The 13,377-nt window shown below is 66.8% G+C and carries 15 protein-coding genes; 7 read left to right on the forward strand and 8 right to left on the reverse strand.

Annotated elements, in window-relative coordinates; all coding sequences use genetic code 11:
* Positions 1-6: 6 nt before the first annotated feature.
* From IB269_RS27135 to flgB, 7 genes are all read right to left on the reverse strand, one after another.
* Entirely contained in the window at positions 7-714 is a 708-nt protein-coding gene (locus tag IB269_RS27135) for a flagellar basal body L-ring protein FlgH (protein ID WP_063327631.1), read from the reverse strand.
* Between the two features lie 175 nt (positions 715-889).
* Positions 890-1,672 (reverse strand): flagellar basal-body rod protein FlgG, encoded by a 783-nt coding sequence (gene flgG / locus IB269_RS27140; protein WP_013800362.1) that lies wholly within the window; start codon positions 1,670-1,672, stop codon positions 890-892.
* Positions 1,673-1,869: 197 nt separating this feature from the next.
* The gene (locus IB269_RS27145) at positions 1,870-2,610 is read right to left on the reverse strand and encodes a flagellar basal body rod protein FlgF (RefSeq protein WP_013800363.1); all 741 of its coding nucleotides are present in this window, start codon (positions 2,608-2,610) and stop codon (positions 1,870-1,872) included.
* A gap of 29 nt (positions 2,611-2,639) precedes the next feature.
* The gene (gene flgE / locus IB269_RS27150) at positions 2,640-3,911 is read right to left on the reverse strand and encodes a flagellar hook protein FlgE (RefSeq protein ID WP_013800364.1); all 1,272 of its coding nucleotides are present in this window, start codon (positions 3,909-3,911) and stop codon (positions 2,640-2,642) included.
* A gap of 40 nt (positions 3,912-3,951) precedes the next feature.
* Entirely contained in the window at positions 3,952-4,614 is a 663-nt protein-coding gene (locus IB269_RS27155) for a flagellar hook assembly protein FlgD (protein WP_012202563.1), read from the reverse strand.
* A gap of 34 nt (positions 4,615-4,648) precedes the next feature.
* Complete coding sequence (flgC, locus tag IB269_RS27160) at positions 4,649-5,053, reverse strand: flagellar basal body rod protein FlgC (protein ID WP_012202564.1); 405 nt, start codon at positions 5,051-5,053, stop codon at positions 4,649-4,651.
* 30 nt (positions 5,054-5,083) lie between these two features.
* Entirely contained in the window at positions 5,084-5,497 is a 414-nt protein-coding gene (flgB, locus tag IB269_RS27165; RefSeq protein WP_013800365.1) for a flagellar basal body rod protein FlgB, read from the reverse strand.
* A gap of 234 nt (positions 5,498-5,731) precedes the next feature.
* Between flgB and flgA the strand changes: the two genes are divergently transcribed.
* From flgA to IB269_RS27180, 3 genes are all read left to right on the forward strand, one after another.
* Positions 5,732-6,496 carry a flagellar basal body P-ring formation chaperone FlgA gene (gene flgA / locus IB269_RS27170; RefSeq protein ID WP_192368777.1) on the forward strand — a complete coding sequence of 255 codons (765 nt, stop codon included), beginning with the start codon at positions 5,732-5,734 and terminating at the stop codon, positions 6,494-6,496.
* Positions 6,497-6,574: 78 nt separating this feature from the next.
* Positions 6,575-6,895 carry a flagellar biosynthesis anti-sigma factor FlgM gene (gene flgM, locus IB269_RS27175; RefSeq protein ID WP_012202567.1) on the forward strand — a complete coding sequence of 107 codons (321 nt, stop codon included), beginning with the start codon at positions 6,575-6,577 and terminating at the stop codon, positions 6,893-6,895.
* 76 nt (positions 6,896-6,971) lie between these two features.
* Positions 6,972-7,343, forward strand: coding sequence for a hypothetical protein (locus tag IB269_RS27180; protein ID WP_012202568.1), 372 nt, complete (start codon positions 6,972-6,974; stop codon positions 7,341-7,343).
* A gap of 443 nt (positions 7,344-7,786) precedes the next feature.
* Here the strand turns inward: IB269_RS27180 and fliE are convergent, their stop codons facing one another.
* On the reverse strand, positions 7,787-8,104 hold the full coding sequence (fliE, locus tag IB269_RS27185) for a flagellar hook-basal body complex protein FliE (protein ID WP_013800367.1): 318 nt from the start codon (positions 8,102-8,104) through the stop codon (positions 7,787-7,789).
* Between the two features lie 177 nt (positions 8,105-8,281).
* Between fliE and fliF the strand changes: the two genes are divergently transcribed.
* Genes fliF through fliI form a run of 4 tightly spaced genes read left to right on the forward strand, consistent with a single transcriptional unit; the run spans position 8,282 to position 13,350 of the window.
* The gene (fliF, locus tag IB269_RS27190) at positions 8,282-9,991 is read left to right on the forward strand and encodes a flagellar basal-body MS-ring/collar protein FliF (RefSeq protein WP_063327630.1); all 1,710 of its coding nucleotides are present in this window, start codon (positions 8,282-8,284) and stop codon (positions 9,989-9,991) included.
* A 27-nt stretch (positions 9,992-10,018) separates the two neighbouring features.
* A complete protein-coding gene (gene fliG / locus IB269_RS27195; protein ID WP_012202571.1) occupies positions 10,019-11,014 on the forward strand; it encodes a flagellar motor switch protein FliG in 996 nt (331 codons plus the stop codon).
* A complete protein-coding gene (locus IB269_RS27200) occupies positions 11,007-11,918 on the forward strand; it encodes a FliH/SctL family protein (RefSeq protein WP_065346517.1) in 912 nt (303 codons plus the stop codon). Before fliG ends, IB269_RS27200 begins: the two co-directional genes overlap by 8 nt.
* Entirely contained in the window at positions 11,908-13,350 is a 1,443-nt protein-coding gene (fliI, locus tag IB269_RS27205) for a flagellar protein export ATPase FliI (protein ID WP_012202573.1), read from the forward strand. The genes IB269_RS27200 and fliI overlap by 11 nt, the downstream gene beginning before the upstream one ends.
* Positions 13,351-13,377 lie beyond the last annotated feature (27 nt).

Genomic DNA, 13,377 nt, shown 5'->3' on the forward strand with positions numbered 1-13,377 from the left:
GGAGAATCAGAACGGCATAACGTTCAAAAAGAACCGGGACAACCAGCCAATTGACTGCGCTTCCCCGGCCTGTCCGCGGCTGCGCGATTCCACGCGCACATTGGCCACCTGGGTCGATGCGACCAGGCTGCCGGGCTGCATCGTGCGCGGGTCCACCGTGCCCGTGAAGCGCAGCACATCCACGTTGTGGTTCACGCCGATCTGCTTTTCTCCGGCGATCACCAGATGGCCGTTGGGCAGCACATCGACCACCGTCGTGCTGATGGCGCCCGTGAACGTGTTGTCGCTCGACGTCGAGCCCGAGCCCGTGTAGTCGTTGTTGTTGTTGAAACCGATGTTCGAGCGGTCCTTGAGATTGGCCAGCGCATTGCCCGAGAACAGCGGCAGCGCAGAAATCCCCGCCGTGGTCTTGTTGGACCGCTTGAGGCCCGAATCCGACTTCTGGCTGGCCGTCACGCGCTCCACGATCTGCACCGTCACCATGTCCCCCACCAGGCGCGCGCGCCGGTTCTCGAAACCGGGACGGTAGCTGGCGGCATTGAACAGGCTGCCCGTAGGGCTGCCCGCCACGGGCGCGGCCGGCATCAGCACCGGAGGCGCAGTGGACGGCATGTCCACGGGCGGCGGGTCATTGAGCGTCGTGCAGCCCGACAGGACTGCCGCCAGCGCCAGGCACGTGCCCGTCGCGGAAAGGGAGAAGATTCGTTGGGTCATGGCGATGTTCCCGGGTTCAATGGTTCATGGCTGCGCATGCAGACCCCACCCTCGAGAACTGGCATGTCCCAGCCCAGGGACACCGAGGAAGGGCCGCCCCGCACCGAGGGTGTCGTCCCCCTCCCGCGCAGCGAGAGAGGGGGAAGCGGCGAAGCCGCTCAGGGGGAGAGATCGATTACAGCTGCGCCAGCTTGGCCAGCATCTGGTCCGAAGTCGTGATGGCCTTGGAATTCATTTCATAGGCGCGCTGGGTCTGGATCATGGTCACCAGCTCCTGCACCACGTTCACGTTCGAGCCTTCCAGGTAGCCCTGCTTGATCATGCCCATGCCGTTGACGCCGGGCTGGCCCTGCTGGGGCTGGCCCGAGGAAGCGGTCTCGGTGAACAGGTTCTGACCACGCGGCTCCAGGCCGGCCGGATTGATGAACTGGCTCATCGCGATATTGCCCACCTGCTGGGGCGCGGCCTGGCCGGCCATGGTCACGCTGACCACGCCCTCGGGGCTGATCGACACCTTGGTCGCGCCCTGGGGAATGGTCACGCCGTTGGCGATGGGCATGCCGCTGGCAGTCACCAGCTGGCCCTGCGCATCGACCTGGAAGGAGCCGTCACGGGTATAGGCCGTGGTGCCGTCGGGCATGTTGACCTGGAAGAAGCCGTTGCCGTCGATGGCCACGTCCAACGCATTGTTGGACTGCTGCAGGGCGCCCTGCAGGAAATTGCGCGAGGTGGCCACCGTGCGCACACCCAGGCCCAGGTGCAGGCCCGTGGGCAACTGGTTCTGCTCGGTCGTCTGCGAGCCGGACTGGCGCAGGTTCTGGTAGATCAGATCCTCGAACACCGCGCTGGCGCGCTTGTAGCCCGTGGTCGAGACGTTGGCCAGGTTATGGGAAATCACGTCCAGCTGGGTCTGCTGGGCTTCCATGCCGGTCTTGGAGATGAACAGTGAATTGATCATGGCGTTTTCCTTCAGTTTTCCGTGGCGACTTGCGCCGTCTCAGCGTTTGAATCCTTGGCACATCGCGCGGGACTGGCACGATCCAGGCCAGGGACGCCTAGCAAGGGCCTAGGCCGGCCGCGCCGCGCCGCCCTGCAGCGAGGGCGTCGTCCCCCTTCCAGGGGGAAGCGGCGCAGCCGCTCAGGGGGTGATCTGTCTCAGCCGTTCATGCTCAAGAGTTGGCTGGCCGTCTTGTCATTGGTTTCTGCCGTCTGCAGCAGGCGCATCTGGGTCTCGAACTGGCGGGCGGCGGCAATCATGCCGACCATGGTCTCCACCGAGTTCACGTTCGAGCCTTCGATGGCGCCGGACAGCAGGCGTGCGTTCTCGTCGTTGGGCAGCGGATCGCCGTCGCCCGTGCGGAACAGGCCGTCATTGCCGCGCACCAGCGCGGCGTCCTCGGGCGGCGTGGCCAGCTTGACGCGGCCCACGGCCACGGGCAGCTGGTTGCCGGTCTTGGCGGTCAGCGTGCCGTCCGAGCCCAGCGTGATCGTGGATTCGGGGGGAATGTCGATGGGGCCGCCGCCGTCCGACAGCACGGCCTGGCCGTTGCTGTTGACCAACTGGCCCTCGGGGGAGACCTCGAACACGCCGTTGCGTGTGTAGGCCTCCTGGCCATCCAGGCCCTGGACGGCGAACCAGGCGCGGCCCATGGCCATGGCGTCCAGTGCGCGGCCCGTGCGCTGGGTGGGTCCGGGCGTGTCCACGTAGCCGGAGGTCGCCTCCAGCGCGAACACGCGCGTGCCCGCGCCGCTGCCCTGCAGGGGCACGGAGCGGAAGGTGGACATTTCGGCCCGGAAGCCGTTGGTGCCGGCATTGGCCAGGTTGTGGGCCAGCACGGACTGACGCTGCGCCGCTGCGTTGGCGCCCGTCATGGAGGTGTAGATGATGCGGTCCATGCCGGCTCTCCTGACTCAGTTCTTGGCTATCAGCGCAGGTTCACCAGGGTCGAGAAGACCTGGTCCTGGGTCTTGATGGTCTGGGCATTGGCCTGGTAGGCACGCTGCGCGGTCATCATGTTCACCAGCTCGGCCGTCAGGTCCACGTTGGAGTCTTCCAGCGCGCCCGAGCGCAGCGAGCCGAAGGTGCCCGACTCGGCCGTGCCGTTCAGGGCCGGACCCGAATCCGAGGTCTCCACCCACTTGTTGTCGCCCACGGCGCCCAGGCCCTGGGTGTTGGTGAAGGCGGCCAGGGCCAGCTGGCCCTCGGTGCGCGTCACGCCGTTGGAGTAGGTGGCCACGATGGAGCCATCGTTGCCGACATTGATGCCGGTGAGCGCGCCTGCGGTGTAGCCGTCCTGCTTGAGGCTGCTGACCGCGAACTTGGAGCCGAACTGCGAGACGTTGGAGAAGTCCAGCGTCACGCCCGCCGTGCCGTTGATGGTGCCGGGCGTGGGCGCGTTGGGGTTGCTGCTCTTGATCTGCGCCGTCACAGGGCTGCCGCTGGTGATCTTGCCGGAGGCATCGAACACCAGGGTGGTCAGCAGGGTGGCGACCTTCGGGGGCGATGCCGTCGGATCGTCCAGGCCGTCATAGACCTTCCAGGTGTTGGCGGCCGTGTCCTTCTCGAAGTACATCTGCACCGGCGTGGGCACGCCCTGGCTGTCATAGACGTTGATCGAGGTGCCATATGTGGCGCGCGGCGTGGCGGGCACGGGCGGCGTGGCGGTGGAGTTGCCGGCTGCGGGCGTGGCGCGCGCATCGAGGTTCAGCGACACGTCGATCTTGGTCGTGGTCTTGGCAGCGATCGGCTGGCCCGAAGGAAAGACCATGGGAACTGGCTGGCCGCCGGCCAGCACCTTGCCCGTGGTGGCGTCCACGGGGTAGCCCATGACGTTGTCGCCCTGCACGGTCTTGAGGTTGCCCTGCTTGTCCAGGCCGAAGTTGCCGGCGCGCGTATAGGCCGTGCTGCCGTCGGGCTGGCGCACGACGAAGAAGCCGTTGCCGTTGATGGCCACGTCCAGGTTGTTGCCCGTGGTGGTGATCGGGCCCTGGCGGAACTGCTGGGTCACGGCGGCCACATTGACGCCGATGCCGCTGTTCTGGCCGCTGGCCGAACCCACGGCGCTGGCCACGGCCTCGGCGAACTCGGCGCGCGAGGACTTGAAGCCCGTGGTGTTGGCGTTGGCGATGTTGTGGCCGATCACGTCCAGGTTCTTGCTGGCGGCGTTCAGACCCGAGAGGCCTTGTTGGAATCCCATGGTGTGCTCCTGCGATGTATTTGGGTGGATGGTGCGGGGGTCAGTACACGGCCTTGACGGAGGCGTAGGCGACGTTGGTGCCGTCGTCCAGCTCCAGCGTCAGCTTGCCGTCGGTGGTGCCTGTGGCGAGCACCGCATGGGGCGACAGCGTGGTCGAGGCCACGACCGTGTCGGCATTCGTGGCCTGCACCGTGTAGCGCAGCTGGCTGGCATCGCCCGTGTACTTGCTGCCGTCCCAGGTGAAGTAGTTTCGGCCAGCGGTGCCGCTGCCCAGCTCGACGGTGTCCACCAGCTCGCCGCTGGCGGTGGTGATCTGCACCTTCACGTCGGCGGCCGGGCCTTCGAGGTCGAAGGCAGCCGTATAGGACTTTTCCTTGCCCACGCCCAGGGTGTTGCCTTCGGTCAGCACGGTGCGGCCGATCATCTGCGTGCCCTGCAGCACCTGCATGGCGGTGAACTGGCCGGCCATGCTTTCCATGGTCTTGTTCAACTGCTGGATGCCGGTGACGGTGTTGATCTGCGCCATCTGTGAGGTCATCTGCGCGTTGTCCATGGGATTCATGGGATCCTGGTTGTTCAACTGCGCGACCAGCAGCTTCAGGAAGCGGTCCTGCGCCGCCGCGGGGTCGGTGGTCGAATTGCTCGTGGCGGACTTGTTGTTGATGTCGGCCGTGCTGGCGACGCTGCCTGCGCCATAGATCATGGGAGTGGCTCCTGGAAGGTGGTGCGGACGGGGCTCACTGGCCCATCTGCAGGGTTTTGAGCAGCAGCGACTTGGTCGTGTTCATGACCTCGACGTTGTTCTGGTAGGAGCGCGAGGCCGAGATCATGTTGACCATCTCGTCCACGGCGCTGACGTTGGAGTGCGTCACATAGCCTTCGGCATCGGCCAGCGGGTGCTGGGGGTCGTGGATGCGGCGGCCGGGCGTGTTGTCCTGGCTGATGGCGCTGACGCGCACGCCAGAGGAGCCTTCCTCGCCCATGGCCACGGTCTGGAAGACCACCTGGCGCGCCTGGTAGGCCTTGCCGTCGGGGCCGGCCACGGCATCGACGTTGGCCAGATTCGAGGCCACGACGTTCAGGCGCTGCGATTGGGCGCTGACGGCACTGCCGGAGATGCTGAAGATGGAGAACATGGACATGGGAAAGCTCCTGTGGTCTGTGGCGCCGGCTTACTGGCCCTGGATGGCCGACAGCATGGTCTTGGCCTGGCCGTTCAGAAAGCGCAGCGTGGCCTCGTAGCGCACGGCGTTGTCGACGAAGTTGGCGCGTTCGCGGTCCAGGTCCACGGTGTTGTTGTCCATGTTGGTCTGGGCCTGCACCGAGTAGCCAAGATGGCTTTGCGCGCTCTGCCCCGAGGCGGCGGCAGGCAGGGGAATGTGTCCGCCCTGGCTGACGCTGGCCAGCGTCATGGGCGAGGGGCCGGAGGTAACGGCCGTCAGCGCCTCGCGGAAATTGAAGTCGCGCGCCACATAGCCCGGGGTGTCGGCATTGGCGATGTTGCTGGCGATTGCACGCTGGCGCTCGGCGCGCAGCACCAGCGCCTTGCTCTGGAAGTCCAGTCGTTCAGTCATCTTGTCGAGCATGTCGGCCTCGCCCTCTGGGATTTGCGGTGATCGGTTGACGAAATGGCGGCAGCCCACGGACTGCGGCATGCGTCGATTATGGAAATCGGGCCCGAACGCTAAAGCGCGAAGAAAGCGCGTTTGCCTGCGCAGTTCGGCGCTTCGGAAAAGAGCGCTCGTCCTATATTTGCTGGCATCGCTCCAGGTGTCCCACCCATCCTGACGGGAGGCCGGAGCAAGTCAGGAGCCACAGCCATGCCGAACTTCAGCACCGCCCATTCGCCATCCGCCGTCCGAGCCCTCGCTCGCGCCGCCGCATGCGTTGCGCTTGCCGCTGGAGCGTCGCTGGCAGGCCCTGCCTTCGCGCAGAACGCTCCTGACGGTGCAGCCCAGCTCAGCCAGATCGGCCAGCGCTTTGCCGACGAGGCCCTGCAGCAAGGCATGGCCGGCGCGGGCGCCTTGCCCCTGCGCATGGAAGTGCAGATGGGCCAGCTCGATCCCCGCCTGCGCCTGGCTGCCTGTGCCAAGGTCGAACCCTATTTGCCCGCAGGCTCGCGCCTGTGGGGCCGTACCCGCCTGGGTCTGCGCTGCCTGCAGGGCGCCGTGGCCTGGAATGTGTTCCTGCCCATCACGGTCAAGGCCTGGGGGCCGGCCTGGGTGCTGCAAAACGGCGTGCCTTCGGGCCGCCCGCTGTCGGCCGACGATGCCGTCCAGGCCGAAGTGGACTGGGCCGAGGAATCGGCCGCCGTCTACGCCAACCAGCAGGACTGGGTGGGTTTGGTGGCTTCCCGCCCGCTGGCCGCAGGCCAGGCGCTGCGCCAGAACATGCTGCGCACGCCGGCCCTGTTCGCGGTGGGTGCCGAAGTGCGCGTTCTGGTCAACGGTGGTGGTTTTTCCGTCACATCGTCGGGCAAGGCCATGTCGGCGGCCGGCGAAGGCCAGACCGTGCGGGTTCGCATGGATAATGGCCGGCTCATCTCCGGGGTGGTGAATCCCGAGGGCGTGGTGCTGGTCCAGTAAAAAAACCTCAAGTTTTGTTCCAGGCAGTCGAAAGCTAGGCACAGCGCCTCACGCCGCCAGGGCGATTGGAGAATCAAGATGAAGATAGGTCAAAAACCGGAACTGCCCGCCGCTGCCTCCCAGGCCGCCGCCAAGCAGCCCAAGACAGCCAGCACCATTGCCACCGAGGAATCCTCCGCCCAGGCCCAGCCTGCCAAGGCGGCCGGTGTTCCCGTGTCGTTCTCGACCTCGGCCCGCGCACTGGACCAATCTGGTCGCGCCACGGCCGACTTCGATGCCAACCGCGTCAAGGAAATCCGCGAAGCCATTGCCAACGGCACCTTCCGCGTGAACGCCGACGCCGTGGCCGACAAGCTACTGGCCAACTCCGAAGAATTCCTCTCGCACTCGCGCGTCTGAGCGCGGGTTCGGTTCTTTCTCGGTTTTTTCCTTCCGGCGCGAGCACGCGCTTTCTTTTTTCAGCAAGGCCTGTCCCATGACTCTCAGCGAGATGCTCGATTCCCTGGACGCGGTGGTCCGGATGGTGTCCGCCTCGCTGCAATCGAAGGATGCGGTCGCGCTGGAGCAGTCCAGCACCCGGCTGCGCGATGCCATGGCGGCGTTCTCCGAGCTGGCCCGGCGCTTCAGCGCGGCCGACTGGACGCAGGAGCTGCGCGAACGCGCCCAGGCGCTGGGCGAGCAGATGGCCATGCAGCGCGACCAGCTGGCACGCATGGCCGTGGTGGCCCAGAGCCAGGCGGCGGCGCTGATTCCCCAGACTTCGGACCAGGCCACGTATGGACGCGACCTGTATGGACATCCCCATGCCGGACCGGGCAAGGCGCGCATCTACCACTCGGCCAGCTGAAGCCGCGTCCCTTTTTTCTCTCTTCTCTCTCTCTCTCTTCTTTCTTCCCGCTGCTCAACCCTCCGGCATCCGTGCCCGAGGGTTTTGTCTTTTCCGGGCTGGGATTCGGTTGAATGAATCTGCGCAGCGGGCGCAGACATGGCTGCAGCTCGGGCGTACCCATCCATGCGCGGGATGAGGCTGCGCTTGGTCAAAGAGGTGGAGGCGGGGAATGCTTGATGGCCGTGCGCAGGAAGGGCGGCCAGGAATGAGGGACGGCCAGAGGCCAGATCCGGGGAAAACGAAGCAAGGACCCTGAAGACGGCAAGATCCGAAATGCGCGGAAATGACGCTGCCATGCAATGGCAATGCAATGGCAATGGCGCGCGCAAATCCCGTTCGGTCTGCGGTCTGCGGTCTGCGATCCGAGGAGGCAAAGAGGGTCCGGCCGGGGCCGGACGTCCTCACACCTGCATGTTCATCACGTCGGTATAAGCCTGCACGAGCCGGTTGCGCACCTGCATCGTGGCCTGGAAGCCGATCTGCGCCTTTTGCATGGCGATCATGGTTTCTTCGAGGCTGACGGCCGGGTTCTCCAACTGCACCTCACGCTGCAGCTGGCTGGAGTTGTTCTGGGCTGAACTGACGGACTGCAGCGCGCCTTGGAGGGCCTGGCTGAAGCCGCCAGCCGCCACTTTGGTCGATGCGTCGCCTGCGCCCACGCCTTTGGGGAGCTGGGTGCCGTACAGGGGAGAGGTGGTACTGGGGATGCGAAGGTCCATGACACATTCCATCGGAGTTAGCAAGATGACGAGATCGTAGGGCGGCAGGGTTTTCGCATCGCGGCAAATAGACGGCCAAACGGCGCGCTTATCGGGCGAATGTGAAGCGGCGGACTTCGAATAATCGACAGCACGCTAGGGTCCTGTGTGTGCAGGGCTCGAACACCTGGAACCAAGATGTCTGCTGTCGCTGAAATCCCTGTCCCTCAAGCCACTCCCGTGCCCCAGCCTGCCTTGCAGCAGCGCTGGACGGCCATGGACCGTGGCGCGCGCCTGCGTTGGGGCGCGATCGCCGTGCTGCTGGTCGTCGCCCTGGGTGCGGCGGCCATGTTCTACCGCCAGCCGGACTACAAGGTGCTGTTCTCCAACCTGAGCGACAAGGATGGCGGCGCCATCGTCGCCCAGCTGTCGCAGATGAACGTGCCTTACCGCTACACGGAAGGCGGCGGTGCCATCCTCATCCCGTCCGACCGCGTGCACGATGTACGCCTGAAGCTGGCCACCCAGGGCCTGCCCAAGGGTTCGGTGACGGGTTTCGAGCTGATGGAGAACAGCAAGTTCGGCATCACCCAGTTCCAGGAACGCCTCAATTTCCAGCGCGGCCTTGAAGGCGAGCTGACGCGCTCCATCCAGGCCCTGGCCGCCGTGCAAAGCGCACGCGTGCACCTGGCCCTGCCCAATCAGAACGGCTTTTTCCGCGAGCAGCAAAAGCCCTCGGCCTCGGTGCTGCTGAGCCTGTACCCGGGCCGCGTGCTGGACCGCACGCAGATCGCGGGCATCGTGCACCTGGTGGCCTCCAGCGTGCCCGAGATGGCGCCCACGGCCGTGAGCATCCTGGACGACTCGGGCAAGCTGCTGTCGCAGTCGCCCGACGGCAACGCCAACGCCGTGGACATGCAGCAGCTGAACTACACCCAGCAGATCGAGCAGCAGTACGTGCGCCGCATCCTGGAGATCCTGGAGCCCGTGGTCGGCAAGAACAATGTGAAGGCGCAGGTCTCGGCCGAGATGGATTTCAGCCAGACCGAATCGACTTCGGAGCAGCACCGCCCCAACCAGTCCTCCGACGCGGGCGTGGTGCGCAGCCAGCAGGTGGTGGAAAGCTCGGGTGAGCAAAAGCCGCCCCAGCCCACGGGCATTCCCGGCGCCACCAGCAACCAGCCGCCCCAGAACGCTTCCGCGCCCGTCAACGGCGCCAATCCCGCGCCCCAGGCGGCCGACGGCCAGAACGCCGCCCGCGCTGCCAGCAAGCGCGAGTCCATCACCAATTACGAAGTGGACAAGACCGTGCGCCACACACGCGGCAGCACGGGCAGCATCAAGCGCCTGACGGCCGCCGTGGTCATCAATGCGCCCCTGGTGGCTGCCCCTGCGCCGGCCGCTGCCGGTGCGGCCGGTGCGGCAACCGATGCAGCCACCGTCGCTGCCGCCGCACGCGGCCTGACGGCGGCGCAGCAGGCGCAACTGCTGACCCTGGTGCGCGAGACCGTGGGCTACAGCGCCGAACGCGGCGACTCGGTCAACCTGGTCAGCACGCCCTTTGTGCAGGACGAAGTGCCCGCCGATGTGCCGCTGTGGCGCCAGCCCGAAGTGCTGGCCATGGCCCGCAGCCTGGGCGTGCCCATCGGCCTGGCCCTGTTCGGCGCCATCTTGCTGCTGGGCCTGGTGCGACCCATGCTCAAGGGCCGCAAGACGGTGGCCGTGGGCGGACAGCTCAATGCCATCGAAGGCGAGCAGCTGGACCGTCCGGCGCTGGCTGCACCCGCTGTCGATCTTTCGCCCACGCAGGAGCAAGTGCGCCTGGAGCAGGCGCGCCAACTGGCCAAGCAGAACCCGATCGCGGTGGCCAACATCGTCAAGACCTGGATCAACGGCGAGGCCACCTGAGCCTCTCAAAACACGGATTGCTGAGATATGGACGAACGAGGCCTGAACGACGCCGCCATCTTGCTGGTCTCCCTGGGCGAGGAGGAAGCGGCCGAGGTGTTCAAGCACCTCACCCCGAAGGAAGTGCAAAAGCTCGGCGAGACCATTGCGCACATGCGCGGTGTCTCGCGCGAGAAGGTGGACTTCGTCATCAACCGCTTTGCCGATGACGCGGCCGCGCAAAGCCTGCTGGTGGACGACGCCAGCGGCTATGTGCGCTCGGTGCTCAAGCGCGCCCTGGGCGACGACAAGGCGGCGCTGCTGATCGACCGCATCCTGCAGGGCGGCGATGTCTCCGGCATCGAAAGCCTCAAGTGGATGGACCCGCTGTCCGTGGCCGAACTGCTGCGCGGCGAGCATCCGCAGATCGTGGCCGCCATCCTCGTGCACCTGGAGCACGAGCAGGCCGCTGCCGTGCTGATGCAGCTGCCCGAGCGTTTCCGCAGCGAAGTCATGCTGCGCGTGGCCACGCTGGAAGGCATTCAGCCGACCGCGCTCAAGGACCTCAACGAGGTGCTGTTCCAGGTGCTGGCCGGCGGCGACAAGATCCGCAAGACCTCGCTGGGCGGCGTCAAGACGGCGGCCGAGATGATCAACAACCTCGGCGGCAACGCCGACGTGGCCGTGCTGGACACCATCCGCAACTACGACCCGGACCTGGCCCAGAAGATCATGGACAAGATGTTCGTGTTCGACGACCTGGTCAAGCTGGACGACCGCTCGGTGCAGCTGGTGCTGCGCGAGGTGGTGTCCGAGACGCTGATCATCGCGCTCAAGGGCGGTTCGATGGAAGTGCGCGACAAGATCCTGGCCAACATGTCCATGCGTGCTGCCGAGTCGCTGCGCGAGGACCTGGAAGGCCGCGGCCCGATGCGCCTGTCCGAAGTGGAAGCGCAGCAAAAGGAAATCCTGAAGGTGGTGCGTCGCCTGGCCGAAGAAGGCCAGATCACCATCGGCAGCGGTGCGGAAGACAGCTATGTCTAATGGCATGAACTCGCGCTTCATCCCTTCCGAGGAGATCGACGAGCGCCAGGTGGTGCAGTGGCGCTTCGGCGCCGTGGACCACATGGGCGGCCTGAAAAGCCTGCCCAGCCTCGCGGGGCTGCCGGACATCCAGGGTGCGCCCGCCGCATCCGGTGCCCAGGCTGCGCATGGCGGCGCGGGCATGGCGCGCGCGCCTGCTTCCTCGTCGGGCTTTCACAGCCTGTCGCTGCCCGGCCGCTCCGATGCGCCCCGGCTGGAGGCCGACTCCATGGTGCTGGATGTCGAAGCCGACACGCCGGGCGCCCCGGCCTCCACCGCCCCCGCAGTGGATGAGGAACAACTGCATGCCCTGCTGGAACAGGCACGCGCCGAAGGCCATGCCGAGGGCCTGGAGCAGGGCCGCCAGGAAGCCCAGCAGCAGTGGCAGCAACACATGGATGACTATGTCTCCGGCACAGGCCGCGAGACGGCGCAGCGCGTGGACGCGCTGCTGTCCGGCCTGGATGCCGGCTTCAAGCAGCTGCAGACGGATGCAGCGCAGGAACTGCTCAACCTGGCCTGCGACATTGCGCGCCAGGTGGTCCGCCAAGAGCTGCGCAGCCAGCCCCAGGCCCTGTTGCCCGTGGTGCGCGAGGCGCTGGACATGCTGGCCGCCGACGGCCGCGCCGCCACCGTGCGCCTGAACCCCGCCGACTTCGCCGTGCTGGACGAGGCGCTGCGCGCCGAGCATGGCGCCCAGTCCAAGGTGCAGTGGATCAGTGACGCCTCCGTGGCCCAGGGCGATGTGCGCGTGGAATCGGGCGGCGCCCAGGTCGATGCCGGCATGGACAAGCGCTGGCGCCGCGCCGTGGCCGCGCTGGGCCTGGTCTCCACCTGGTATGACGGAGAACGCGATGCCGGTTGACGCCCCCCTGGCCGACGCCGCCAAACTGACCCCCGAGCCTGCCGCCAGGCCCTGGCAGCAACTGCTGTCCAATGCCCGCGCCCGCCTGCAGGGCGACATTCCCCTGGAAACCCACGGCACGCTCACGCGCCTGACCGGCCTGGTGCTGGAGGCCACGGGCCTGCAGGTGCCCGTGGGCTCGCAGTGCTGGATACGCCAGCAGGGCCAGGACCCGGTGCTGGCAGAGGTTGTCGGCTTTGCCGGCGAGCGTGCGTTTCTCATGCCTGCGGGCGACATCCAGGGCCTGTCCAGCGGCGCCATCGTGACGCCGGCCGAACCCTTTGTCGCACCGCTGCGCTTTGGCGACGGTGTCGAGCCGCCCGTGTCCCTGGCGGCCGGCGTGCTGCGCCTGCCCATTGGCAGCGGCCTGCTGGGCCGTGTCGTGGATTCGCAGGGCCAGCCCCTGGACCATGGCGGCCCGCTGGCCGACGTGAGCGCCGATCTGCTGGACCGCAACCCCATCAACGCCATGGACCGCGACCCGGTGCGCGAGACGCTGGACACCGGCGTGCGCTCGCTCAACGCCCTGCTCACCGTGGGCCGGGGCCAGCGTCTGGGCCTGTTCGCGGGCTCGGGCGTGGGCAAGTCCGTGCTGCTGGGCATGATGGCGCGCTACACCCAGGCGGACGTGATCGTGGTCGGCCTGATCGGCGAACGCGGCCGCGAGGTCAAGGAATTCGTCGAGGACATCCTCGGCGCCCAGGACCGCAGCCGCGCCGTGGTCGTCGCCGCACCGGCCGATGCGCCGCCGCTGTTGCGCATGCAGGGCGCCGCCTATGCCACGGCCATTGCCGAACATTTCCGCGACAAGGGCCAGCATGTGCTGCTGCTCATGGATTCGCTGACCCGCTATGCCATGGCCCAGCGTGAGATCGCCCTGGCCATTGGCGAGCCGCCGGCCACCAAGGGCTATCCGCCGTCGTGCTTTGCCAAGCTGCCGGCCCTGGTCGAGCGCAGCGGCAACGGCCTCAACGGCGTGGGCTCGATCACGGCCTTCTACACCGTGCTGTCAGAAGGCGATGACCAGCAGGACCCTATTGCCGACGCGGCGCGCGCCATTCTGGACGGCCACGTCGTGCTGTCGCGGGCGCTGGCCGAGTCGGGCCACTACCCGGCCATCGATATCGAGCAATCGGCCTCGCGCGTGATGCACAACGTGGTCTCGCGCGAGCACTTCGAGCTGGCACGGCGCTTTCGCGCTGTCTATTCGCGCTACCAGAAGGGGCGGGACCTGGTCCAGGTCGGCGCCTACATGGCGGGCTCGGACCCGCAGATGGATGAGGCGATACGCCTGCAGCCGGCCATGGCGGCCTTTCTGCAGCAAAGCATGTTCGAGTCGGCTTCCATGGACGAGAGCATCTCGGGCATGGCTGCCGCACTCGGTGGGCAGTGACGCGGCGACGCGGCACTGCCAAAACGC

Source organism: Delftia sp. DLF01 (assembly GCF_014852125.1).
Taxonomy (GTDB): Bacteria; Pseudomonadota; Gammaproteobacteria; order Burkholderiales; family Burkholderiaceae_C; genus Comamonas; species Comamonas acidovorans.